This is a genomic window from Sphingomonas sp. EC-HK361, assembly GCF_902498785.1.
Classification (GTDB): Bacteria; Pseudomonadota; Alphaproteobacteria; order Sphingomonadales; family Sphingomonadaceae; genus Sphingomonas.
Map to the genome: position 1 here is coordinate 905,606 of NZ_LR701493.1, position 23,854 is coordinate 929,459.

23 protein-coding genes and 1 pseudogene are annotated in these 23,854 nt (G+C 66.2%); 10 read left to right on the forward strand and 14 right to left on the reverse strand.

Going from position 1 to position 23,854, the window contains the following annotated elements; all coding sequences use genetic code 11:
* Window positions 1-31 precede the first annotated feature (31 nt).
* From recR to rmuC, 3 genes are all read left to right on the forward strand, one after another.
* Window positions 32-628: a recombination mediator RecR gene (gene recR / locus BOS5A_RS05735; protein WP_151954202.1), complete on the forward strand. Its 597-nt coding sequence runs from the start codon at window positions 32-34 to the stop codon at window positions 626-628.
* A gap of 50 nt (window positions 629-678) precedes the next feature.
* Window positions 679-1,203, forward strand: a complete 525-nt coding sequence (gene def / locus BOS5A_RS05740; protein WP_151954203.1) for a peptide deformylase — start codon at window positions 679-681, stop codon at window positions 1,201-1,203.
* An 88-nt stretch (window positions 1,204-1,291) separates the two neighbouring features.
* The gene (gene rmuC / locus BOS5A_RS05745) at window positions 1,292-2,662 is read left to right on the forward strand and encodes a DNA recombination protein RmuC (RefSeq protein WP_151954204.1); all 1,371 of its coding nucleotides are present in this window, start codon (window positions 1,292-1,294) and stop codon (window positions 2,660-2,662) included.
* A gap of 552 nt (window positions 2,663-3,214) precedes the next feature.
* Here the strand turns inward: rmuC and BOS5A_RS05750 are convergent.
* From BOS5A_RS05750 to BOS5A_RS05785, 8 genes are all read right to left on the reverse strand, one after another.
* Window positions 3,215-4,012, reverse strand: coding sequence for a TrmH family RNA methyltransferase (locus BOS5A_RS05750; RefSeq protein WP_151954205.1), 798 nt, complete (start codon window positions 4,010-4,012; stop codon window positions 3,215-3,217).
* A gap of 2 nt (window positions 4,013-4,014) precedes the next feature.
* Window positions 4,015-4,641: a hypothetical protein gene (locus BOS5A_RS05755; RefSeq protein ID WP_151954206.1), complete on the reverse strand. Its 627-nt coding sequence runs from the start codon at window positions 4,639-4,641 to the stop codon at window positions 4,015-4,017.
* Between the two features lie 88 nt (window positions 4,642-4,729).
* Window positions 4,730-4,999 (reverse strand): HPr family phosphocarrier protein, encoded by a 270-nt coding sequence (locus BOS5A_RS05760; protein ID WP_151954207.1) that lies wholly within the window; start codon window positions 4,997-4,999, stop codon window positions 4,730-4,732.
* The gene (locus BOS5A_RS05765) at window positions 4,996-5,403 is read right to left on the reverse strand and encodes a PTS sugar transporter subunit IIA (RefSeq protein WP_151954533.1); all 408 of its coding nucleotides are present in this window, start codon (window positions 5,401-5,403) and stop codon (window positions 4,996-4,998) included. The genes BOS5A_RS05760 and BOS5A_RS05765 overlap by 4 nt, the downstream gene beginning before the upstream one ends.
* 1 nt (window position 5,404) lies before the next feature.
* Window positions 5,405-6,340: an RNase adapter RapZ gene (gene rapZ / locus BOS5A_RS05770; RefSeq protein WP_151954208.1), complete on the reverse strand. Its 936-nt coding sequence runs from the start codon at window positions 6,338-6,340 to the stop codon at window positions 5,405-5,407.
* Window positions 6,337-6,771 (reverse strand): HPr kinase/phosphorylase, encoded by a 435-nt coding sequence (locus tag BOS5A_RS05775; RefSeq protein WP_442800501.1) that lies wholly within the window; start codon window positions 6,769-6,771, stop codon window positions 6,337-6,339. Before BOS5A_RS05775 ends, rapZ begins: the two co-directional genes overlap by 4 nt.
* Window positions 6,771-8,336: a sensor histidine kinase gene (locus BOS5A_RS05780; protein ID WP_151954209.1), complete on the reverse strand. Its 1,566-nt coding sequence runs from the start codon at window positions 8,334-8,336 to the stop codon at window positions 6,771-6,773. Before BOS5A_RS05780 ends, BOS5A_RS05775 begins: the two co-directional genes overlap by 1 nt.
* The gene (locus BOS5A_RS05785; RefSeq protein WP_151954210.1) at window positions 8,305-9,009 is read right to left on the reverse strand and encodes a response regulator transcription factor; all 705 of its coding nucleotides are present in this window, start codon (window positions 9,007-9,009) and stop codon (window positions 8,305-8,307) included. The genes BOS5A_RS05780 and BOS5A_RS05785 overlap by 32 nt, the downstream gene beginning before the upstream one ends.
* Window positions 9,010-9,209: 200 nt before the next feature.
* On the opposite strand from BOS5A_RS05785, the gene BOS5A_RS05790 reads away from it, so the two are divergent.
* On the forward strand, window positions 9,210-10,817 hold the full coding sequence (locus BOS5A_RS05790; RefSeq protein ID WP_151954211.1) for a phosphoenolpyruvate carboxykinase: 1,608 nt from the start codon (window positions 9,210-9,212) through the stop codon (window positions 10,815-10,817).
* A 111-nt stretch (window positions 10,818-10,928) separates the two neighbouring features.
* Here BOS5A_RS05790 and BOS5A_RS05795 read toward each other — a convergent pair whose 3' ends face one another.
* Window positions 10,929-11,384, reverse strand: coding sequence for an NfeD family protein (locus tag BOS5A_RS05795; protein ID WP_151954212.1), 456 nt, complete (start codon window positions 11,382-11,384; stop codon window positions 10,929-10,931).
* A gap of 4 nt (window positions 11,385-11,388) precedes the next feature.
* A pseudogene (locus BOS5A_RS05800) lies at window positions 11,389-12,343 on the reverse strand (SPFH domain-containing protein).
* A 148-nt stretch (window positions 12,344-12,491) separates the two neighbouring features.
* Between BOS5A_RS05800 and guaB the strand changes: the two are divergent.
* The 3 genes from guaB to BOS5A_RS05815 are packed head-to-tail and all read left to right on the forward strand — an operon-like array spanning window position 12,492 to window position 15,695.
* Window positions 12,492-13,949, forward strand: a complete 1,458-nt coding sequence (gene guaB / locus BOS5A_RS05805) for an IMP dehydrogenase (RefSeq protein ID WP_151954213.1) — start codon at window positions 12,492-12,494, stop codon at window positions 13,947-13,949.
* 37 nt (window positions 13,950-13,986) lie between these two features.
* Window positions 13,987-15,162: an RsmB/NOP family class I SAM-dependent RNA methyltransferase gene (locus tag BOS5A_RS05810; RefSeq protein ID WP_151954214.1), complete on the forward strand. Its 1,176-nt coding sequence runs from the start codon at window positions 13,987-13,989 to the stop codon at window positions 15,160-15,162.
* 32 nt (window positions 15,163-15,194) lie between these two features.
* Window positions 15,195-15,695 (forward strand): tetratricopeptide repeat protein, encoded by a 501-nt coding sequence (locus BOS5A_RS05815; RefSeq protein ID WP_151954215.1) that lies wholly within the window; start codon window positions 15,195-15,197, stop codon window positions 15,693-15,695.
* On the opposite strand, the gene rsmA is transcribed toward BOS5A_RS05815, so the two are convergent.
* From rsmA to BOS5A_RS05835, 4 genes are all read right to left on the reverse strand, one after another.
* The gene (gene rsmA, locus BOS5A_RS05820; protein ID WP_151954216.1) at window positions 15,673-16,509 is read right to left on the reverse strand and encodes a 16S rRNA (adenine(1518)-N(6)/adenine(1519)-N(6))-dimethyltransferase RsmA; all 837 of its coding nucleotides are present in this window, start codon (window positions 16,507-16,509) and stop codon (window positions 15,673-15,675) included. The two genes, BOS5A_RS05815 and rsmA, sit on opposite strands and share 23 nt — an antisense overlap.
* Window positions 16,506-17,516 carry a 4-hydroxythreonine-4-phosphate dehydrogenase PdxA gene (gene pdxA / locus BOS5A_RS05825; RefSeq protein ID WP_151954217.1) on the reverse strand — a complete coding sequence of 337 codons (1,011 nt, stop codon included), beginning with the start codon at window positions 17,514-17,516 and terminating at the stop codon, window positions 16,506-16,508. The genes rsmA and pdxA overlap by 4 nt, the downstream gene beginning before the upstream one ends.
* Before the next feature lie 17 nt (window positions 17,517-17,533).
* Entirely contained in the window at window positions 17,534-18,928 is a 1,395-nt protein-coding gene (locus tag BOS5A_RS05830; protein ID WP_151954218.1) for a peptidylprolyl isomerase, read from the reverse strand.
* Window positions 18,929-19,005: 77 nt separating this feature from the next.
* On the reverse strand, window positions 19,006-21,237 hold the full coding sequence (locus BOS5A_RS05835; protein ID WP_199857226.1) for an LPS-assembly protein LptD: 2,232 nt from the start codon (window positions 21,235-21,237) through the stop codon (window positions 19,006-19,008).
* 205 nt (window positions 21,238-21,442) lie between these two features.
* On the opposite strand from BOS5A_RS05835, the gene BOS5A_RS05840 reads away from it, so the two are divergent.
* From BOS5A_RS05840 to ndk, 3 genes are all read left to right on the forward strand, one after another.
* A complete protein-coding gene (locus BOS5A_RS05840) occupies window positions 21,443-22,894 on the forward strand; it encodes a leucyl aminopeptidase (RefSeq protein WP_151954220.1) in 1,452 nt (483 codons plus the stop codon).
* Window positions 22,895-22,907: 13 nt separating this feature from the next.
* Window positions 22,908-23,348, forward strand: a complete 441-nt coding sequence (locus tag BOS5A_RS05845; RefSeq protein ID WP_151954221.1) for a DNA polymerase III subunit chi — start codon at window positions 22,908-22,910, stop codon at window positions 23,346-23,348.
* Between the two features lie 80 nt (window positions 23,349-23,428).
* The gene (gene ndk, locus BOS5A_RS05850) at window positions 23,429-23,851 is read left to right on the forward strand and encodes a nucleoside-diphosphate kinase (protein ID WP_088366166.1); all 423 of its coding nucleotides are present in this window, start codon (window positions 23,429-23,431) and stop codon (window positions 23,849-23,851) included.
* The last annotated feature ends 3 nt before the right edge of the window (window positions 23,852-23,854 follow it).

Here is a 23,854-nt window from a genome sequence, read left to right on the forward strand (position 1 = left end):
CGCCACGTGCAACCCCCTATCTGTTCGCGCGATGGCTTCTCCCGAGATCGAGACCTTGACCCAGGCGCTGTCGCGGCTCCCCGGCTTCGGCCCACGCAGCGCACGCCGCGCCGTGCTGCATCTGGTGAAGAAGCGTGAAGCCGCGCTGATCCCGCTCGTCGATGCTCTGACCGCGGTTCAGGAACGGCTCGCAACCTGTTCGATCTGCGGCAATGTTGATACGATAGACCCCTGCGCGATCTGTGCCGACCCTCGCCGCGACGCGCGGGCGCTGTGCGTCGTCGAGGATGTCGCGGACCTTTGGGCGCTTGATCGGGCACGGTTGTTTCCCGGGCGCTATCATGTCCTCGGCGGGCGTTTGTCCGCGCTCGAGGGCGTCCGTCCCGAAGACCTGGCGATCGACACGCTGTTGCGGCGGATCGAGGCGGGCGGGATCGACGAGGTGGTGCTGGCGATGAACGCGACCCTGGAGGGACAGACGACTGCACATTACATCGCCGAGCGGATCGAGCGTTTTCCCATACGTGTGACGCAACTCGCGCATGGCCTGCCGGTCGGTGGCGAGCTCGACTATCTCGACGAGGGCACGCTGGCGCAGGCGCTGCGGGCGCGGCGCCCGGTCGCCTGAGCCACCCCGCTCCGCTTGACGCTGCGGAGGCGTTTACCTAGCTAGCCGGGATGGCTGCGCTCCCCATTGTCGAGATTCCCGATCCCCGCCTCCGCCTCGTCTCCGAGCCCGTGGCCGAGGTGGACGACGGGGTACGCACACTCGTCGCGGACATGATCGACACGATGTATGCCGAACACGGAATCGGCCTTGCCGCGATTCAGGTGGGCGTCGCCAAGCGAATCCTGGTCATCGATCTGCAAGAGGAAGAGGGCGAGGACGGCAAGCCGATCCGCGCTCCCCATGCCTATATAAACGCGGAAATCCTTTCGGTTAGCGACGAAACGTCCGTCTGCAACGAAGGATGCCTTTCGATTCCCGACCAGAATGCCGAGGTCGAGCGGCCGGCGACGGTGCGGGTCCGCTGGCTCGACGAGACGGGCAAGGCGCAGGAGGCCGAGATGACCGGGATGCTCGCGACCTGCATGCAGCATGAGATCGATCATCTGAACGGCGTGCTCTTCATCGACCACATTTCTCGCCTGAAGCGCGAGATGGTGCTCAAGAAGCTGGCGAAGGCGCGCAAGGCGGCCTGATACGCCGGATGGCAAAGTGCTGTCCGCTCCTGCATTTTCACCCTGTCGCGCGGCCTTCGTTCGATCTATGTTCCCCGTCTGAGGTAACATGGACGGATCGATGATCGAGATTGTTCTGGTGGGAATTCTGGCGCTCGCAGCGGGGCTTGCGATCGGCTGGCTCGTCGCGTCGCGGCTCGGTCAGGCGCTTGCGAGCGATCTCGCGGTGGCGCAGGCGCGCGCGGCCGACGCCGAGATCGTGCGCGCCGCGCGCGACGCGGTCGAGCGCGAACGCAACGAGGCGATGCAGGAGGTTTCGCGCCTGCGCGCGCAGGCCGAGGAGCGCCAGGCATCGCATGAGGCTACGGTGCGCCAGTTGAACGAGGCGCGCGATGCGATGACCGCGCAGTTCAACGCTGCCGCCGCCAAGGCGCTGGAGTCGGCGCAGGCGCAGTTCCTCGAACGCGCCGATGCGCGCTTCCGGCAATCGGAAGAAAGCGCGGGGCAGAACCTCAAGTCGATGCTCCAGCCGGTCAGCGATCGGCTGCAACGCTACGAACAGGCGGTCGAAAAGGTCGAGAGCGAGCGCAAGGGGGCGTTCAGCGAGCTCAAGGGCCAGATCGAGCAGATGCGGCTCGGCCAGGAAAAGGTCAGCACCGAGGCGGCCAAGCTCGTCAATTCGCTGCGCAACGCGCCCAAGTCGCGCGGGCGCTGGGGCGAGCAGCAGTTGAAGAATGTGCTGGAGATTTCGGGACTAAGCGAACATATCGACTTTGAAACCGAGGTCAGCGTTGAATCGGAGGAAGGGGGGCGGTTACGCCCCGACGCTGTCATCCGAGTGCCCGGTGGCCGTAACCTCATTATTGACGCGAAGGTTTCCCTAAACGCGTATCAGGACGCGTTCGGTGCGATCGACGAGACGGAGCGCGCGCGCGGTCTGGATCTTCACGCCGCTGCGATGCGCGCCCACGTCAACGCGCTGAGCAACAAGGCCTATTGGAGCCAGTTCGCCGATACGCCCGATTACGTGATCATGTTCATCCCAGGCGAGCACCTCCTGTCCGCAGCGCTAGAATACGATCCGAAACTATGGGAGTTTGCGTTCGATAAGAAGGTGTTGCTTGCCACTCCTACAAATTTAATTGCAATTGCTCGGACAGTTTCCGCGGTCTGGAGACAAGAAAAGCTGGCCGTAGAGGCGCAGCGAATCGGGCAGCTTGGCAAGGAGCTCTACGAACGTCTCGCTAAGGCGGCGGGCGATCTCCGGAAGGTTGGCGGCGGGCTGACCTCAGCGGTCAACAACTACAACGCCTTCGTCAGCAGCTTTGAAAGTCGCGCATTAGTCACTGCGCGTAAATTTCGGGACCTGAACATCGACACAGGCGCGCGCGAGATCGAGGATGTGGCGCCAGTGGAGGCGCTAGCGCGCTATGGGCAACCGCTATTGAGCGAGGCAGAAAACAAGGAAGGGAATAACTAATCTCTCCCCTCAATGACAGGGCTTGCAGAAGACCTGTTATATTCTACCATCGTGCTGCCGCTTCACGGCACTCGCGTTGCGAGAGATAGGAGGTGCGATGACCTAGTTAATCAGACCGATAGCAAACGACTCGATGAGCTCTGCTGCATTGAATTGTCAGATCCGTGGCCAATGCTGGATGGCGGGCAGATAAATATAAGCCGGCAACACCCAGAACCCAGTCAGCCAGATATCGACGATCTTTCGAACAGACGGCACAACGAGTTAGCGGCCCACCTATACAAGGGGAGGCAGCTATGTGCGACATTAATCCGATGTTCCATATGGACACCGATTACATGTGGCGTTGGTTCGTAACCGACGTTTACGGAAATCTGGTGTGCATATCAGCGAATGCGTTCTTCTCGTTTGAAGACGTTCGCTTGGACTACGATAATGCCCGCCGAGCGTTCATGCCCTTAGCGGCCTGAGGTAATCGGCATAGAAACAATGTGAAGCGGTCGGGCGGCCTTTAAAGGCCGCCCGCAATTGCAAATCACGCACACCATATCGTTAGACTTGCCGCGCCAGCACCTCATACGCCATGACGGCGGTCGCCACGGCGGCGTTGAGGCTGTCAGCCTTGCCGAGCATCGGGATCTTGACCAGCGTGTCGCAAGCGCCGGCCATTTCGGGCGGCATGCCTTGCGCCTCGTTGCCGGTAAGGAGGAAGGTCGGCGCGGAGTAGCCGGCGGCGCGGTAGTCGGTGTCGGTATCGAGGCTCAGCCCGACCAGCTGGCCGGGTCCGCTGCGCAGCCACGGCAGGAAGTCCGCCCATTCCGCACGGACGACGGGCACGGTGAACAGCGCGCCCATGCTCGCGCGCACCGCCTCGACCGAGAAGGGATCGACGCACTCGCCGATCAGGATCAGCCCGCCGGCGCCGACGGCGTCGCCGGTGCGCAGGATCGTGCCCAGATTGCCCGGATCGCGCAGGCGCTCCGCAACCAGCCAGATTCCGGCGCGCGATCGGTCGAGGTCGTCCAGCGTCGCGCCGAATTCGTCGAAGACACCCACGACGGCCTGCGGGTTGTCCTTTCCCGACAGTTTGGAGAGGATGTCCGGCGTCGTCTGGATCGATTCGCCGCCGGCCGCCTCGACATCCATCGAGAGCGCGTGGACGAGCGGGTGCCCGGCGCTGGCCGAGGCGTAGAACAGCTTTCGCGGTAGCCGGCCCGTCTCGCGCGCCTCGGTGAGGATGCGCAGCCCTTCGGCGAGAAACTGACCTGCCGCACGGCGATGGCGCTTGTCGCGCAGGTCGCGGACTTGCTTGACGAGCGGGTTCGAGAAGGCGGTGATTTCACGGGGCATGGTCAGGATATATCGTAGGTGGCCAAGGCCTCTTCGATCACATTGCTATGGCAATACATCGCCGTGTGCGCGCGACGGGCCGCAACCCGCCAATTCCACCGGCGAAACCCGGCCGACGGGTGCACGATCTTGACGGCGATCGTGAAGGTCAGCGTATCGTCGATCTCGAGCGGATAGAGCCAGGCGTCTTCGAGGATCGGCCAATCGGGTTCGCAGGCGAATTGCAACGGGGACAGCTTCACGCCGTCAAGCGGCAGCTCTTCCCATAGCCGCGTCCCCAGAACGACCAGGACATCCGGCCTGGAGATGGCAAGCTGTCCGAAGAAGCAGCTTCGGGCTTCATCGAGCATGGCCGGAGTCGGCGGTTTCCTTGGGCCATCGAGCAGCTGCTGAACGAAATTTGAATAGGCAATACCTTCCCAAGTCGATCTCCGATCAAAACTGCCCGGTTCCTTGTTTTCCACCACAGCACCCACGCGGGTGAAGAAAGATCCACCCGCGGATTTCTCTAACGCCCAATCGCTGATGACAGTTTGAGTCAGGTCGGGCGTGCGCTGATATGCGCCGTCTTCCAGCCGGGTGTAGTGAGACTCCCCCATAACATGCCAGCGTACGCCGCCTTCATGCATCGCATTCTGACCGATCCACGGCTTCAGAAACGGGGTCGCTTCGACCCTTCCACATACAAGCCGTGGCCTGACCGGCGTTCGCGCGCCGTCAATCCTCACCAAATTTTGCCTCAACCAGCTGGCAGAGATTCGTCACCGCTGTTTCGGCGCCGTCGCCGACCGCGCTGATCGTGATTTCGTCGCCCATCGCGGCGCCGAGCATCATCAGCCCCATGATCGACGTGCCCGTCACGTCGGAGCCGTCCTTGGCCACGCGGACCTCGACCGGCTGGGTGGAGGCGAGGGTGACGAACTTGGCGCTGGCGCGCGCGTGCAGGCCGCGTTTGTTGGTGACGAGCACCGTGCGGGTCACCGTCACGCGGCCGCCTCGCCGAGTACTTCCGAGGCGACCGAGATATATTTGCGCCCCGCCTCGCGCGCGGCGGCGACCGCGGCGACGACGGTCATCGCCTTACGCGCCGATTCCAGGCGGATGAGCATCGGCAGGTTGATGCCGGCGATCACCTCGATCCGGCCGCGCTCCATCAGCGATATGGCAAGGTTCGACGGGGTGCCGCCGAAAAGATCGGTTAGTACGATGACGCCGCGGCCCGAATCGACCGCCTTGATCGCGTCGTCGATATCGGCGCGGCGCGCTTCCATATCGTCGTCGGGGCCGATCGCGACCGTCCCGATCTGGGTCTGCGGGCCAACGACATGTTCCATCGCGGTGACGAACTCGTCGGCCAGCCGGCCATGCGTCACCAATACCAAACCGATCATGTCAGACTTGTCCGTCACTCATGGGCCGCTCAGGCTGTCCTTCGAGCGAGTCCTGCGGCGCTGCCGCCAGGTCGCGATGATCGACCGTGGGCGAAAATCCCGCGTCGCGCAACCGCCGAGCGATCCTGTCGGCGACATGGACCGACCGGTGTCTCCCCCCGGTACAGCCGATCGCGACGGTCAGATACGACTTTCCCTCCGCGCGGTAACGCGGGAGCAGCAGCAGAAGCAGCGCCTCGATCCGGCCGACTGCTTCCTCATAGACCGGGTCGCCCGCGACATAGGCGGCGACGTCGGGGTCGAGCCCGGTGCCGGGGCGCAGGGCGGGCACCCAGTGCGGGTTGCGCAGAAAGCGCATGTCGAAGACGAGATCGGCGTTGGCGGGCAGCCCGCGTGCGAAACCGAACGACATGACGGTCAGCGTGGGCGAATCGCCGGTCTGGCCGGCAAAACTCGCGCGGATGCACTGCGCGAGTTCGTTGGAGGACAGGGTGGTCGTGTCGATGAGCCGGTTCGCCCAGGCGCGAAGCGGCGCCAGCAGCACGCGCTCCTGTGCGATCCCGTCGCGCGCCGGGCGATCGAGCGCCATCGGGTGACGGCGCCGCGTTTCCGAATAGCGCCGCTCCAGCTCCGCGCCGGCGCAATCGAGATAGAGCACGCCGATATCATGGCCGTGCGCCTCGCGCAGCGCCTGGATTCGCGCGATGATCCGCTCGGGGTCGAAATCGCGGGTGCGCGCCCCGATGCCCAGCGCGAGGGGGCGACCGATGCCGTCGCTTCCAGCGGGTGGCGGGGCGGAGAGCAGGCGTTCGAGCAACACCAGCGGCAGGTTGTCGACGACCTCCCAGCCGAGATCCTCCAGCGTCTTGAGCACGGTCGACTTGCCGGCGCCCGACAGGCCGGTGACGAGGAGAATATCGGCGGGCGAGCGGCTCATTCCTCGCCCGCCTCGACCTGGCGGAGCGCCATCTCGACCTTGATGGCGGCGGAGTGTTGCCAGGGATCGATCGCGATCTCGCGGATGGCGACTCCGGCGATCCGGCGGCTCGCAGGTTCGGGCATTCGGGTGATCGCGTCGGTCAATCGCACGATCAGGCCGACGGGCACCTGCTTTGCGGACGGCAACTCGACGATGCCGAGCCCCCGAACCTCCATCTTGCCTTCGATCGTCGCCGGTGCGCTCGCGAGCAGCAGCTTGCCCGAACGGGTGAACCAGGTCTGGTCGTCAGACACCAGCACGGCGCCGCGATCGATAAGGCGAAGCGCGAGGTCGGATTTGCCAGCGCCCGATGGCCCCTCGATCACGACCGCGCGGTCGCCGATCGCGACCGTCGTCGCGTGGAGCGTCTCCCCGGAAATGATCGCCATCAGCGCGCCTCCGCCAGCGGCAGGCGGACGACGAAGCGCGCGCCACTCATCCTGTCCTCGCGCGATTCGACCATGATCGTCCCCTGATGCGCCTCGACGATGGTCCGTGCAATGGCGAGACCGAGGCCGGAATGCTCGCCGAACGTCTCGCCGCTCGGCCGGATCGACTGGAAGCGCCGGAAGATTGCGTCGCGCGCGTCCTCGGGGACGCCGGGGCCTTCGTCCTCGACGCGGACTTCGAGCATGTCGGCCTGGCGCTGCGCCGCGATCGCGATGACCCCGTTGTCGGGGGAAAAGGACATCGCATTGTCGATCAGGTTCTCGAACACACGCTCCAGCCGCGCACCTTCTCCGAGCACGATCAACGCCTGGTCCGGCCGTCGATCGAAGCGGATGCGCACCTGGCGCTCGTTGCCGCGCGCCTCACGCTGGGCGAGCAGGCTGTCGATCATTACGCCGACATCGACCGGATCGAACTTCGCGCGGCTGAGCTGGGCATCGAGACGCGAAGCTTCGGAAATGTCGGTGATGAGCCGGTCGAGTCGCTGCACGTCGTCGCGCACGATCGCGAGCAGGCGCTGCTGGAGCTCTGGGTCCTTCACCGATTCGAGGCTTTCGGTGGCGGAGCGGAGCGAGGCGAGGGGGTTCTTGAGTTCGTGCGTCACGTCGGCGGCGAACGCCTCGGTCGCGTCGATCCGCGCACGCAGCGCGAGACTCATGTCAGAGAGCGCACGGGCGAGCATGCCGATCTCGTCGCGACGGGTGGGAAGGCGCGGCACCACCACCTCGCGCGCGCGGCCGAGGCGCACGCGCACCGCGGCGCGCGCGAGCCTGCGCAGCGGCCGCACGATCGTGCGCGCGAGGAACAGCGAGAGGAGGATCGACACCAGCGTCACCGCGCCGAGGACTACCCCCAACCGAAACCGCTCGACGCGCACGGTATCGGTGATGTCGCGCGCGCTCATCGTGGTGAGTAGGGCCGCACCGCCGGGCAATTCGCTGGCCGCGGTGATGACGGGGGTGCGGTCGGGCGCGCGCCAGACCGTTGTCGCGATCGCGCTCGTCGCATGTGCCGTCGCGATATCGGGCCAGCTGCCGTCGGCGCGGTCGCGGAAAAGCGGCGGACGTGCCGCACCGACGACGGTGTCGATGACCTTGTCGAGAAACCGCGCGGCGCGCTGGCCCCACATTTCCTCGTCGGGATCGCGCAGCACGACGTTGCGAATGCCGAGCGCCTGGCTGTCGAGCATCAGCGTGCGGTCCGCGGTGTAGACGCGGATGCGGCTGTCGCTGTCATGGGCGAGTCGCACCGTCAGGGCGGCACGGTCTGCAGGCGCGGCCGAGCGGATCGCCTGTGCGATCAGCCGCGCCTCACGCGCCGCCTGCACGACGCGGCTGTCGAGCAACCGGCTGCGATAGGAATCGAGGTAGAAGAACCCGCCCGCCAGCAGTGCGAGCGCGAAGATGTTGACCGCAAGGATGCGGCGGGTGAGCGAGACGCGCCCCGACCAGCGGAGCGCGAGGTCGCTCGCCTCACTCCTCGGAAAATCGGTAACCGGCGCCATAGAGCGTTTCGATGGCGTCGAACTCGGCGTCGACCTCGCGGAACTTGCGGCGAACGCGCTTGATGTGACTGTCGATCGTCCGGTCGTCGACATAGATGTCGTCCTGATAGGCGGCATCCATCAGCTGGTTGCGGGTCTTCACGATGCCCGGCCGCTGGGCGAGCGTTTCCAGGATCATGAACTCGGTGACGGTCAGCGTCACCGGCTCGCCGCCCCACAGCACCTTGTGCCGTGCGGGGTCCATCGTCAGCCTGCCGCGCTCGATCGGGCCTTGCACCTCGCCGTCGCTGGCATCGGTCGCGTTCGACAGCTCGGCGCGGCGCAGGATCGCGCGGATGCGGGCGATCAGCAGTCGCTGGGAGAAGGGCTTGGCGATGTAATCGTCCGCACCCATCGCGAGACCCAGCGCCTCATCGAGCTCGTCGTCCTTGCTCGTCAGGAAGATGACCGGGGTCTGATGCTTCTCGCGGTAGCGGCGCAGCAGCTCCAGCCCGTCCATCCGCGGCATCTTGATGTCGAAGATCGCGAGGTCGGGCGGGTTGTCGCCCAGCGCCTTCAGCGCGGCCTCGCTGTCCGAATAGACGCGGGTGAGGAAGCCCTCGGTCTGCAATGCGATGGACACGGAGGTAAGGATATTGCGGTCGTCGTCGACGAGCGCGATGGTCGCTGTCATGGCTACGCCCGGATGGTTGTTCCCATATGGTTCCGGTTAGGCGAAAGCGCACCCACGCTCAATGCTCGTCATGCTGACGCTGCCTCTTATGGGGATTACTCGCGTGCCCGGTTTGACGCCCTCCGGCCCTGCCGGTATGCGCGGAGGCAAGGCCGCATACGTATGCGAGCCCATAAGCAATTGAGTTTAGGGGAGTTGAAGTGAGCGAGCGCACACCGGACGCCGGCCTCGAATCGCAGGATATCGAGACCCGCGCCGTCCTTCACTGGAATCTGGTTACCGCGCGTCTGGTCGATGCCGCGGTCTCGCGGCGTGAGGGCAAGCTGTCCGCCGACGGGCCATTGGTGGTCGAGACGGGGCGCCACACCGGCCGCTCCGCGCAGGACAAGTTCATCGTCCGCGATGCGGAGACGGAGGGCACCGTCTGGTGGGGCAAGAGCAACAAGGCGATGGAACCACGGCATTTCGCCGCGCTCAAGGCCGATTTCATGAAGGCGCTGCGCGACAAGGAGGACCTGTTCGTGCAGGACCTGTTCGGCGGATCGCAGCCCGATCACCGCGTCAACGTCCGCGTCATCAACGAGCTCGCCTGGCATAACCTGTTCATCCGCACGATGCTGGTTCGGCCCGAAGCGCACGAACTGCGCGGCTTCGTGCCCGAATACACGATCATCGACCTGCCGAGCTTCCAGGCGGACCCAGCGCGTCACGGCACGCGCAGCGAGACGGTGATCGCGGTGAATTTCAGCGAGAAGCTCATCCTCATCGGCGGCACCAAATATGCCGGCGAGATGAAGAAATCGGTCTTCGGGCTGCTCAACTATCTGCTGCCGCCGTCGGGCGTGATGCCGATGCACTGTTCGGCGAACATGGGCGCGGACGGATCGACGGCGGTGTTCTTCGGGCTTTCGGGCACCGGCAAGACGACGCTCAGCGCGGATGCGAGCCGCACGCTGATCGGCGACGACGAGCATGGCTGGTCCGACACCGCGGTCTTCAATTTCGAAGGCGGCTGCTACGCCAAGATGATCCGCCTTTCGGCCGATGCCGAGCCGGAGATTTTTGCGACGACGAAGCGCTTCGGCACGGTCCTCGAAAACGTCGTCATGGACCCGGTGACCCGCGTGCTCGATTTGGAGGACAACAGCCTGGCGGAGAACAGCCGCGGTGCGTATCCGATCGATTTCATTCCGAATTCGTCCGAAAAGAACATGGGCGGATTGCCGCGCAACATCGTGATGCTGACCGCGGACGCTTACGGCGTCTTGCCGCCGATCGCGAAGCTGACGCCGGAACAGGCGATGTATCACTTCCTGTCGGGCTATACCGCGCGCGTCGCGGGGACCGAGATCGGCGTGACCGAGCCCGATGCGACCTTCTCGACCTGCTTCGGCGCGCCGTTCATGCCGCGCCACCCGTCGATCTACGGCAATCTGCTAAAGGAGCGGATCGCAAAGGGCAATGTCGATTGCTGGCTGGTCAACACCGGCTGGACGGGCGGCAAGTACGGCGTCGGCAACCGCATGCCGATCAAGGCCACGCGCGCGCTGCTGAACGCTGCACTCGACGGCAGCCTGAACGACGCGGAGTTCCGCAACGATCCCAACTTCGGGTTCAAGGTGCCCGTCGCGGTGCCCGGCGTCGACAGCGCGATCCTCGATCCGCGCGCGACCTGGGCCGACAAGACGGCTTACGACGCGACGGCGGCGAAGCTCGTCGACCTGTTCGTCGACAATTTCGCGCAGTTCGCCGAGCATGTCGACGAAGGTGTCCGCCAGGCGGCGCCGCGGGCGACCGAAACCGCCTGATCCGCTCGGTCATGGCCGGGCTACCTAAAAAGCCCGGCCGTGACGATCATTCTATCGCTTTCTTCGCCGACGAGCCGCTCGTCGCGCTGACGCGAGTCTTCTACCGGCGGTTCACGGGAGCGCCAGCGGCTCAACGGCCACAATACCGTTCTCTACTGCGACGACGCGCACGCGGGTGCCGGTCGCAGCGTCAGGGCCGGTCGCCGGCCAATCACCATCGCCGATGTGCACCCGGCCATGTCCGCCCTCAATCGCGGCGCACACGGTCGCCGTCGCGCCGACCATTCGCGCCGACCGGTTGTTGAGCAGCGGGTCCGACGTCGCAACGGGATAATCGCGGTACCAGCGTCGCCCCACCAGAACCGCGATCGCGCTCCAGATCGCGAAGGCGACGAGCTGCGCGACGACCGGCAAGTCGGGCAGCGCAAGCGTCGCGAGCCCGACGATTCCGGCGGCGATCGCCAGAAAAACAAGGAACACCCCCGGAATCGCCAGTTCCGCAAGGCCGAGCACCGCGGCCGCGAGCAGCCACAGGATGCCGGCATTGGTCCACCACTGATCGTCCATCGTCTCAGCCCTGGTTCTGCTCGAACGGCCCCTTCACGCGTGACTGGTGGGGCGGGTGCGGCCTTTGACGGAGCGGCAGCGAGCGCATCCTTGGCAAGCTCGCCGATGCCGCCGAGCGTGCCGATCAGCTGAGTGGCCTCGACCGGGAAGAGGATCGTCTTGGCATTCGGGCTGGTCGCGAACTTGCCGACCGCCTCGACATATTTCTGCGCGATGAAATAGTTGATCGCCTGCGTGCTGCCGCCCTCGATCGCGTCGGACACGACCTGGGTCGCACGCGCTTCTGCCTCTGCAGCCCGCTCGCGCGCCTCGGAGTCGCGGAACGCCGATTCCTTGCGACCTTCGGCCTCGAGAATGCGCGCCTGCTTCTGCCCCTCGGCGCGCAGGATTTCGGAGGCTCGCGTGCCCTCGGCGTCGAGGATGTTCGCACGCTTCTCACGCTCCGCCTTCATCTGGCGCCCCATGGCGTTCACGATATCGGCGGGCGGGCGGATGTCCTTGATCTCGACGCGGGTGATCTTCACCCCCCACGGCGTCGTCGCGTGATCGACGACCGACAGCAGCCGTGCGTTGATCTCGTCGCGCTTCGACAGAGTCTCGTCGAGGTCCATCGATCCCATGACGGTGCGCAGGTTCGTCGTCGTCAGCTGGAGCAGCGCGACATAGAGGTCCGAAACCTCATAGGCGGCCTTGGCCGCATCGAGCACCTGGAAGAACACGACCCCGTCGGTCGAGATCATCGCATTGTCCTTGGTGATGATCTCCTGCCCCGGGATATCGATCACCTGCTCCATCATGTTCACCTTGCGGCCGACACGGTAGAAAAAGGCGGGGTAGAAATTGAAGCCCGGCGCCGCGGTCGTCGTGTAGCGGCCGAAATGTTCGATCGTGTATTGATAGCCCTGGCGGACGATCTTGATGCTCGTCATCAGATAGAACAGCACCAGAACCAGCACCATCGCTGCGGCAATGAACAGCATCACGCTCCCCCGAAACACCTGTGTGACAGGCGTCTAGCACAGCGCCGCGGATCACAGCTAGCGATACCGGCACGACTTGGTTACATGGCGCGCCACTCCCTCGCTCTCCCGCAGGATTCGGCATCTCATGGACATTCGCCTCGGACTCACCTTCGACGACGTGCTGCTGGTGCCGGGTGAATCCGACGTCCTGCCGAGCAGTGCCGACACGCGCACGAAGCTGACCCGCGAGATCGGACTCAACATTCCGGTTCTGTCGTCCGCGATGGACACGGTGACCGAGGCCGACATGGCGATCGTCATGGCGCAGCTTGGCGGGATCGGCGTGCTTCACCGCAACCTGACGGTCGAGGAACAGGTCGCCGCGGTGCGGCAGGTGAAGCGCTTCGAAAGCGGGATGGTGGTGAACCCGATCACGATCACGCCGACCGCGACGCTCGCCGATGCGCGAGCGCTGATGACACAGAACCGCATCAGCGGCATTCCGGTGGTCGAGCGCGACGGCAAGCTCGTCGGCATCCTGACGAACCGCGACGTGCGCTTCGCCGAGAATCCGCGCCAGCCGGTCGCCGAACTGATGACGCACGACAATCTTGCGACGGTTTCGGTCGGGGTCGGGCAGGAGGAGGCGCGGCGGTTGCTTCACCAGCGGCGGATCGAGAAGCTGCTCGTCGTCGACGAGTCCTATCGCTGCGTGGGGCTCATCACCGTCAAGGACATCGAAAAGGCGGTGACCTATCCCGATGCGACAAAGGACGAGGCCGGGCGCCTCCGCGTCGCCGCAGCTACCACGGTCGGCGACAAGGGCTTCGAGCGCACCGAGGCGCTCGTCGATGCCGAAGTCGACTGCGTCGTCATCGATACCGCGCACGGTCACAACCGGGACGTCGCGCGCGCGGTCGAGCGGGTGAAGAAGCTGTCGAACACTGTCCAGGTCATCGCGGGCAACGTCGCGACGGGCGAGGCGACGAAGGCGCTGATCGGCGCGGGCGCGGATGCGGTGAAGGTCGGTATCGGGCCGGGTTCGATCTGCACCACCCGCGTCGTCGCCGGCGTTGGCGTGCCGCAGCTGACCGCGGTAATGGACTGCGCCGAGGAGAGCCACAGGCACGGCGTCCCGGTCATCGCCGATGGCGGTCTGCGCACCTCGGGCGATCTCGCCAAGGCGCTGGCGGCGGGCGCATCGACCTGCATGGTCGGGTCGCTGCTCGCCGGCACCGAGGAAGCGCCGGGCGAGACGTTTCTGTATCAGGGACGCGCATACAAATCCTATCGCGGCATGGGTTCGGTCGGCGCGATGGGGCGCGGCTCGGCCGATCGCTATTTCCAGGGCGATATCAAGGACCAGATGAAGCTGGTGCCCGAGGGGATCGAAGGGCAGGTGGCGTTCAAGGGACCGGCCCGCGACGTGATCCACCAGCTCGTCGGCGGGATCAAGGCGGCGATGGGCTATACCGGTGCGGCGACGATCGGCGATCTGCGTGAGCGCGCGCAGTTCGTCCAGATCACTGGCGCCGGATTGAAGGAAAGCCACGTCCATGACGTGACGATCACCCGCGAGGCGCCCAACTACCCGACGAGATAATTCCCCGATCGCTCCCGCAAGCGGCTAGGGGGACGCGATGACCCCCGCTGCCAGAACCCAAGCCGCCATCGAATTGCTCGACTCGATCGTCCTCGCCGCGCGCGAGGGCGGGGCGGCGGCGGACACGCTGATCGCGCGCTATTTCGCGACCCGCCGCTACGCCGGATCGAAGGACCGCCGCGCCGTGCGTGAGCTGATCTACGCCGCTGTTCGCACATGCGGAGAACGCCCGGCGAGCGGCCGCGGCGCGATGCTCGCGCTGGCCGCGAACGATCCTGCGTTGGCGGCAACGTTCGATGGCTCCACCCACGGCCCCGCGCCGATCGATCCGGGCGAAGCGGCGGCAAAGCGCGGTGTCGCGCCCGCATGGCTCATCACCGCGCTCAAAAAATCAGGGGTCGATCACGACGCGATCGGTTCGCTCGTCGAGCGCGCGCCGCTGGATATCCGCGTCAACCGGCTGATGGGCACACCCGACGACGTGATCGCCAGCCTGGGCACCGGCGACCCGATCGCCGGTCTGCCCGACGCGCTGCGCTTGCCTGCCGGCACGAATGTCGAACAGCTTGGCGGGCTGGCCGAGGTGCAGGACGCGGGCAGCCAGATCGTGACGCTGGCCGCGGACGCGAAGCCCGGCCTGCGCGTTGTCGATCTGTGTGCGGGCGGCGGCGGCAAGACGTTGGCGCTGGCCGCGGCGATGGCGAATGAAGGGCGCATCCTAGCGACCGACACCGATCGGTCGCGCCTGTCGCGGCTCTCGCCGCGCGCCGAAAAGGCGGGGGTGACGATCGCCGAGACACGGCTCCTCGATCCTGGACAGGAAGCGACCGCGCTCGAGGATTGGCGGGCGAGCGCCGATATCGTGCTGATCGATGCGCCGTGTTCGGGCACCGGCACATGGCGCCGCAACCCGGAGGCGCGGTGGCGGCTGACCCCGCAGCGGATCGACCGGCTCGTCGATACCCAGCGCCGCATCCTTGCGCTGGGCAGCAATCTCGTCCGCCCCGGCGGCGCGCTCCTCTATATCGTCTGTTCGCTGCTCGATGCCGAAGGGGCCGAGCAGATCAATGTCTTCCTCAACGGCCATCCTGCCTGGAGCGCCGAGAAGCTGGCGCTTCCCGCCGGCACCCCGCACGGCGGCGGCACCCGCCTGACCCCTGCAACCGATTCCACCGACGGCTTTTTTGTCGCGCGTCTGCGTGCGCCATGCTAGCCGTCTGAGCCGTGTCGAAGCTGGAGCCGATCATGCGTTATACCTCCGTCGCCGTCGCAGCCGCGCTCGCCACGGCGTCGATCTCGACCTCGCTGATGGGCCAGCGTCCCGACGACCAGATCGATCCGCGCTCGCTCAGCCTGCTCCAGCAGGGCCGGGCCGCGCGAGCGGCGGGAAACCTCGACGCGGCAACCGACGCGCTGGAAACCGCGGTCGCGGTCGATCCGCGTAACCGGGCGGCGTTCAACGAGCTTGGCCAGGTCGCGCAGGCGCGCGGTTTGCCGGGCAAGGCGATCCGGCTTTATCGGGAGTCGCTGGCGCTCGATCCGAACGACCTTGTCGCGTTGCAGGGGCAGGGCGAGGCGCTGGTCGCCAAGGGCGCGGTGAACATCGCGCGGACCAACCTCGCCAAGATCAAGACGCTCTGCAAGACGGCGTGCGCGCCCGCGACGACGCTTGCCGCCGTGATCCAGAAGGGGCCGCCGATCGCCACTGCACAGGCGGCGCCGATCAAGCCGGTCGAGAAGGACTGAGCGCGCGGGCGAGTGCCACGAAGGATTCGACCGGCACAGTCTCAGCACGACGGGTGACGTCGATATCGATCGCGTCCAGCGCGTCGATCGCGCCGGGCACGCCCTTTAGACTCTGCCGCAGCATCTTGCGGCGCTGACCGAACGCAGCCGCTGTCAGCCGTTCCAGCACCGCCAGATCCACGCGGTCAGGCCCATCGGCGGGGACGATATGAACGACCGCCGACATGACCTTGGGCGGCGGCGTGAATGCCGACCGGTGAACGGGCATCGCGATTCTGGCGGTCGATCGCCACTGCGACAGCACGGCGAGGCGCCCATAGGCGTCGTCATTCGCCTTCGCGACGATGCGGTCGGCGACCTCGCGCTGGAACATCAGCGTCAGGGTCTGCCACCACGGCCGCCATTCGGCCGACAGCCATCGCACCAGCAGGGCGGTGCCGACATTATAGGGCAGGTTGGAGACGATGTGCGGCGCGGTATCGAACAGCGCGGCGGCATCGATCTCCAGCGCATCGCCCTCGATGACATGCAATTTGCCGGGATAGGCCGTGCTCAACTCCGCTAGGGCGGGGATGCAGCGCCGGTCGCGCTCGATCGCGGTGACATTTGCGCCGGCGGCGAGCAGCGCCCGAGTCAAGCCTCCCGGGCCGGGGCCGATCTCCAGCACGGGCTGTCCCGTCAGATCGCCGGGGATGCGGGCGATCCGTGCGAGCAGCTGGGCGTCGAACAGGAAATTCTGTCCCAGCGCTTTCGACGCATTCAGCCCGTAGCGCGCGATGACCTCGCGCAGCGGCGGCAGATCGGCGCTACTCACGGGGCGGATGGGCAGGCCGACGCTGCGGCGCGGTGCCGAACCGCCTCGTCCGCCATCCGGATCGCGGCGATCATGGCGCCGGGATTGGCCTCGTCCTTGCCCGCGATCGCGAAGGCGGTGCCGTGGTCGGGCGAGGTGCGGACGATCGGCAGGCCGAGCGTGATGTTGACACCGTCGTCGAAGAACAGCGTCTTGATCGGGATGAGTGCCTGATCGTGATAGCAGCAAAGCGCCGCGTCGTAGCGGGCGCGGGCGCGGGGGTGGAACATCGTGTCGGCGGCCAGCGGCCCGGTGCCGTCAAGCCCCTCGGCGCGCAGGATGTCGATCGCGGGCACCAGGATATCGATTTCCTCGCGGCCAATCGCGCCCTGTTCGCCGGCATGCGGGTTCAACCCAGCAAAGGCGAGGCGCGGCGCCGCGATCCCGAAATTGCGGCATAGCCCACGGGCGGTCGCGCGCGCCTTTGCGACCACGAGCTCGACGCTGAGCAACCCGGGCACGTCGGCGATCGGGACGTGGGTCGTCATCGGCACGACCCGCAGATCGGGACCGGCAAGCATCATCACCGCATTGTCGCCGGCGATCCCGCAGCGTTCGGCGACGAATTCGGTCTGGCCCGGATGCGTGAAGCCAATGGCGTAGAGCTGAGCCTTCGAAACGGGTGCGGTGACGAGGCCGCTCGCGGCACCCGACCGGGTCAGGCCGACCGCCATCTCCAGCGATTGCAGCGCGCAACGGGCGCCATCGACATCGGGCTGACCGGGAACGATCGCGCCCGCGTTGAAGATGCTCAGCACCGGCAGCGCGTTCGCAAAGGCCGCGGCGCCCCGTTCGACATCGTTGACCCGTGCGATCGGCCCCTGCCACACCCGCTCGACCGCGCGTGCGTCGCCAACAACGACGAACGGCGCGATACCGGACGTGTCACGCGCTTCCCAGGCCTTGGCGATGATCTCGGGGCCAATTCCCGACGGGTCGCCCATCGCGACCGCAAGCGGCAGGGTCATGCCAGGCCGGTCGTCCGTCACCGATATTCGATGATCGCGTCGCGCCGCAGGTCGCGCATCGCCTGCTGCGCGCGCAGGTTGACGCGCTGCTGCTCGAGCTGGTTCTGAACCTGCTCGCTGCCCGGCAGCGACCCCGACACGGCGTCCTCACGCCCGCAGAGAACGAGGGTACGGACGCCCTCGGTCGGCGAGCCGAACGGCGGCGTGGCCTCGCCGATCTGGAGCTTCAGCATGATCGTCTGGAGCGGGGCGGGAAGGTCGCGGACCTTGATCTGGTCGTTGCCGACGACTTCGGCGCCGATCTGCGCGGCGACCTTGTCCACCGAGCCGCAGCCGCGCAGCGTCTGGATTTCCTTCGCAAACGCCGCCGTCCGTGCAGACGCCTGCGCCTCTGTCGTGCCGGGAGCGAACTTGATCGTCATCTGCTTAAGGCTGAGCTTCGAATCGCGCGGGTCGGCGGTCAGCACCGCACGCTTGTCGGCGAGGTAGATGATCGAGAATCCGCCCGGCACCTCGATCGGCCCGGCGACCTGGCCGACCTGCATCGACTGCGCCGCCTGGGCGAGCGAGGCGGGCAGCTGCGAGGCGCGCACGAAGCTCAGGTCACCGCCGACCGCTCGGGTCGAGGCTTCGGAAAAGTTGGTCGCGAAATAGCTGAACGGCGCCTTCCCCTTCTGGATTTCGGCGATCAGCTGCTGGGCGTTCGCGAACACCTGCTGGGCGCGGTCCGCGGTCGCCGAAAGGTAGATTTCGGCGAGGTGATATTCCTCGGTCCCCTTGTCGGCCTGCAACCGGTCGAGGATGGCCTTCACCTCTTCGTCGCCCACATTGACGAACGGCTCGACGCGCTTGCGCAGATACCGGCTCCATGCGAGCTCGGCCTCGATCTGGCGGCGGATCGATCGTTCGGACGATCCGGCCTTTTTCAAAAAGTCGCGAAACTGGTCCGGCGTCTGGCCGAAATTCTGCGCGACGCGGGTGAAGCTCTGCTTCACCTCGTCGTCGGTCACCGTCACGTCGGCGGTCTTCGCCTGCTGGATTTGCAGCACCTCGTCGATCAGCTGGCGCAGCACCTGCAGGCGAAGCTGCTGGCGTTCCTGGTCGCTGATCTGAGTCGCCTGCGGATTGGCGGCGATCAGCAGCGCGACGCGCTGATCTACGTCGGTCTGGGTGATGACGCTGTCGTTGACGATCGCGGTCGCCTTGCGGATGTTCGGATCGAGATTGCCGAAAATCTGCAGGTTCTTCGGGATGTTCAGCCCGGTGTTGTCGGGCAGCTGCTGGTCGGGTGCCTGCTGATCGGCGGCGGGAGCCTGCGGCGCGGTCTGGCCAGTGGCGGCGGCGCCGACGGCGAGCGCAAGGGCGCTGATCGCAAGACGAAGCGGCCTTGCCCGGCGCGAAACTGAAATCATCACTCGCTGTCTAACCCCATTACCCCGCGCAGCCGCGCCGATATGCGCGCTGTGCCCAAGACATGATGAACCGCGGCTTAGCGCCCGAGGTTCTTGAATGCCAGCGTCAACAGGTAGCTGTTGCCGCGCGTCGCGTCGCCCGTATCCTGATAGTCGCGCTTCCAGGTCAGCCCGAGCGTCAGGCAGTCATCCTCATAGGCGACACCCACGCGGTGGCGGATCGGCTGGAATCCGTCGGATTGCGACAGCGGATCCTCGGCGCGATTGGTCAGATCGACGACGGCGGATCCGAAGGCGGACCAGAATTTGGCGAACTGGACGCGCCCGGCGACACGCGCTTCCTCACGGTCCTGCAAATCCTCGACGCTGGTGATGTCGCGGTTGAGCCTCAGATAGCCGAGCAGCGCATAGGTCTGCCGGCTGCCGATCGTCGCGTCGATCTCGTTGCGGCGAACCGCGAAATTGTCCTTGTCCAGCCGGAAGCGGTGGGTGAGCGAGACGAAGTCGCGGAAGCGGACCTCGACGCGGCCGACGATGTCGGAAAAGCGATCGGACAGGCCGGTGCCATCGGGCAGGATCGAGGGCCGTTCGCTCAGGCGATAGCTCTGGCCGACGACGCTGTTGATGCTCAGCCCCGGTGCATCCAGCGCCCACTCCGCGCCGTAGGTGACCCGGCTCGAATCCTCCCACCGGTCGTAACCGGCAAAACGGTTGAGCGAGAACAGGTTGCTGTCGTCGAGATCGACCGCGCGCGAGTCCTCGTTGGGAATCTCGAGGTTCTTGATCCTGGGTTCGGCGACGATCTGGATACGCGGAGTAAAGCGCTGCGTGCCACCGAACGCTTCACCGACGAAGGGCCAGCGAACGTCGGCCGCCAGCGCGCCGATCAACCGACCCTGAAACCCCTCGATGCCGCGGTAGCTTTCGACCGCGGTCGAGAGGACGTCATGGGTATTGTAGGCATCGGCCCGCCCGAAGGCGGTCAGCGTCACCTCCTGGCCCCAGTTGGTGATCCGGCGCAGGTCCCACTGCGCGCTGGCGAAGGCGCGCTGCGTATCCTGCCCATCGGCTCGGCCAAGCGCGAGCGAGTTGAGCTGGAGGTTCAGCGTGCCCCCCGCGAGCCCCGGCACGCGCCGGCGATAGTCGATTTCCGGCAGCGCGACGGGCTGCATGCCCTGATCGTCGTTGACGCGCAGCGTCTGCACCGCCCAGCCGGCGATCGAGAGATAGCTGTTCGCGTCGATCCGTTCGACGGTCAGGTTGGTGCGCAGCCGGTCGTCGCGCGAAAGATCGTAGCGGCGCAGGAAGGTGCGATCGGTGACGAGACGCAGCGATCCGGACACGCTCCATTCCGGCGTAAGCTGGAAGCGCCCGACCCCGTCGATATAGCCGCGAAACGCCTGCTCGGTCGCGGTGGGGGTCAGCGTGTTCAGGTCGTCGCTGCGCCGGCTGGCGGTGGCATAGGCCGTCACCTTCAGCGCGCCGAGTTCGTTCAGCGCCTTGTAGTCCGCCTGCAGCATCGGCAGCACGTTGGTGTAGACGTGCGGCGTCACCGTCAGCCCGGCATTGTCGCCCATCCCGAAATAATAGGGGACCGCAACCTCGAACCCGTTCACCCGGGTCAGGCGCAACTGCGGACTCAACAGCCCCGAATCATTGCCGTCGCCGATCGGGTGGGAGAATTTGGGCAGCGGGATCGTCGGCAGCCCGAACAGGTGGAAGCGCGCGCCGACATAATAGACGCGCTGACGTTCGGGGCGGTAGGTCACGCGCACCGCGGTGATCTTCCACGTCGGCTCCTTGGGACAGCCCGCGGAATTGGTGACGTCGCACGGCGTGTAGGCGGCGCGGTTGAGGTTGATCGTGCCGTCTTCCTCGCGCGTGCCCTTCACCGCGGCCAGCCGACCGCCTTGCTCCAGCACGACGAGCATGTTGTCGACCACGCCGTCCTTCAGCAAATCGGTCAGCTCGATCGAATCGCCATAGGCGATGTCGCCTTCGGGGTTAGTGACCGCGATGTTGCCGTTGGCGAAGACCTTTCCGGTCTTGCGGTTCCACGTCACCTTGTCGGCGCGCAGCCGCTGGCCCTGGCGGAACATGCGGACCTCGCCGCTCGCCACGACGACATCGTTGTTGAGATCGTATTCGAGCTGGCCGGAACTGAACTGGACCTGGTCGTCGGCCAGCGGCTTTTCCTCGCCCGGCGGCGGCGGTGCGACCGGCGGGGTCTGAAAGTCCTGCGCCATCGCCCCGATCGGTGCGAGCATCGCCAGCGGCAGCACGCAGCACGCCATGAGGTGGGAACGCATCACGGTGATCGGTCAACTCCCGGACACGCCGGGATGGCGCGCACGAGCCTGCCCTATCGCATCACCGCGCAGGCGCTGCAATCGCGTGCGCGCGCACCGCGTGCCGCACGGTCGATTTCCGCGGCGCGCGTGGTTTTTGCGCCTCGCCTTGCCGTTGGTCGACCGGGGTCCTAGGGGCTTCGTTAACGCTTTCGAGGATTTGATGATGAAGATCGTTTTCGCTCCAGCCAAGCCTGTCGACGCCGCCCTGGTCGCCTATCCGGTAGCCAAGGGCGGCGTCGATGCGGTGCCTGCGGCCGCAAGCGCGCTGGCTGCGGCTGCGGCGAAGGCGCAGCGCTTTGACGGCGAAGCGGGCAAGCTCGTCGATCTGATCGTGCCGTCGGGTGATGGTGCGCAAAGGATCATTCTGCTGGGTGTGGGGGAGGGTGACGATGCCGCTTATGAGCGTGCAGGCGGTGCGCTGACCGCGGCGCTGCTGACCTCGGGCGCGACCTCGATCGCAGTCGATGTGTCGTCCGCACCGAACCCTGTCGCAGTCGCGCGGCTGGCGGCGGGCGCGGCGCAGCGGGCGTGGCGTTATGATGCCTACCGCACCAAGCTGGCCGACAACGCCAAACCCACGCTTGAGACGATCACGATCGTCGGCGCGCCGGACGGGACGGAAGCGGCCTGGGCTGCGCGCGATGCGGTGACGCAGGGGCTGGCGCTTACCAAGACGCTCGTCACCCTGCCGCCCAACATCCTTTATCCTGAAAGCTTCGTCGAGATCGTCCGCAAGGAAACCGAAGGCACCGGCCTCGAGATCGAAGTGCTCGACGAGGCGGCAATGGCCGCGCTCGGGATGGGCGCGCTGCTCGGGGTCAGCCAGGGGTCGCGGCGCGAGGCGCAACTGCTGGTGATGAAGTGGACGGGGGCGGGCGACGCCGCTCCGATCGCGCTGGTCGGCAAGGGTGTGACCTTCGACACCGGCGGCATCTCGATCAAGCCTGCCGCGGGCATGGAAGACATGAAGTGGGACATGGGCGGGGCCGGTGCGGTCGCTGGCGCGATGAAGGCGCTGGCGCTGCGCAAGGCAAAGGCAAACGTCATCGGCGTGTGCGGCCTTGTCGAGAACATGCCCGACGGCAACGCGCAGCGCCCCGGTGACGTGGTGACGAGCATGTCGGGCCAGACGATCGAGGTCATCAACACCGACGCGGAAGGCCGGCTCGTGCTGTGCGACGCGATCACCTGGGTGCAGAAAAAGCACGGGGTGAAGACGATTGTCGATCTCGCAACGCTGACCGGCGCGATGATCGTCAGCCTGGGCACCGAGCATGGCGGCATCTTCGCCAATGACGACGTGCTGGCCGACCAGTTGCTCGCGGCGGGTCGTGCGACGGGCGACCTGCTGTGGCGCTTCCCGCTCGCGGACAGCTACAACAAGCTCATCGATTCGCAGATCGCCGACATGAAGAATGTCGGCCCGCGCGGCGCGGGATCGATCACCGCGGCACAGTTCATCCAGCGCTTCGTCGAGGAGGGCGTGAAGTGGGCGCATCTCGACATTGCCGGGATGGTGTGGTCGGACAAGGCCGGTCCGACCTGGGACAAGGGCGCGACCGGCTACGGCGTGCGCCTGCTCGACCGGTTTGTCGCCGACAATTTCGAGAAGTGATCCTGGGCGCGCGATGCAGGTCGATTTCTACCATTTGACCGCATCGCCGCTGCCACGAACGCTTGCGCGGATTGCCGAGCGCATTCTCGCAGGCTCCGGGCGGTTGCTGGTGGTGCACGGCGATGCGGTGCAGCGGCAGGCGCTCGACCGGGAATTGTGGACCTACGCGCCTGAGAGTTTTCTGCCGCATGCGGTGACGGGCGCTGGCGACGATGCGGCCCAGCCAGTGCTGATCGCCGACCAGCCCGTTGCCGCCAACGGCGCCCGCCACATCGCGCTGGGTGACGGGGTTTGGCGCGAGGAGGCCCTGAGCTTCGACCGCGCGTTTCATTTCTTCGACGACGAAACCGTCGAAGGCGCCCGCGCGGCGTGGCGCGGGCTCGCCGAAAAGCCCGATGTCGAGCGCCGCTACTGGAAGCAGACCGATCGCGGCGGGTGGGAGCAGGCCGCCTGAGGCTTGCCATCGGGCGCGCCCCCGCCTAGGGGCGCGGCCATCTTCCGCTTCACACTCACGCACAGGAGCCCGTGACCATCATGGCCGCGAACCGTACTTTTTCGATCATCAAGCCCGACGCCACGCGTCGCAATCTCACGGGCGCCGTCACCAAGATGCTTGAGGAGGCCGGCCTGCGCGTCGTCGCGTCCAAGCGCATCCAGATGACGAAGGAGCAGGCCGAGGGCTTCTACGCGGTCCACAAGGAGCGGCCCTTCTTCAACGACCTCGTCAGCTTCATGATCTCCGGCCCGGTCGTCGTGCAGGTGCTGGAAGGCGAGAACGCCGTGCAGCGCAACCGCGACATCATGGGCGCGACCAACCCGGAAAACGCCGACGCCGGCACGATCCGCAAGGAACTGGCCGAATCGATCGAGGCGAACTCGGTCCATGGTTCGGACTCGGACGAGAATGCGGCGATCGAGATCGCCTATTTCTTCAAGCCCGAAGAGATCGTCGGCTGAGCC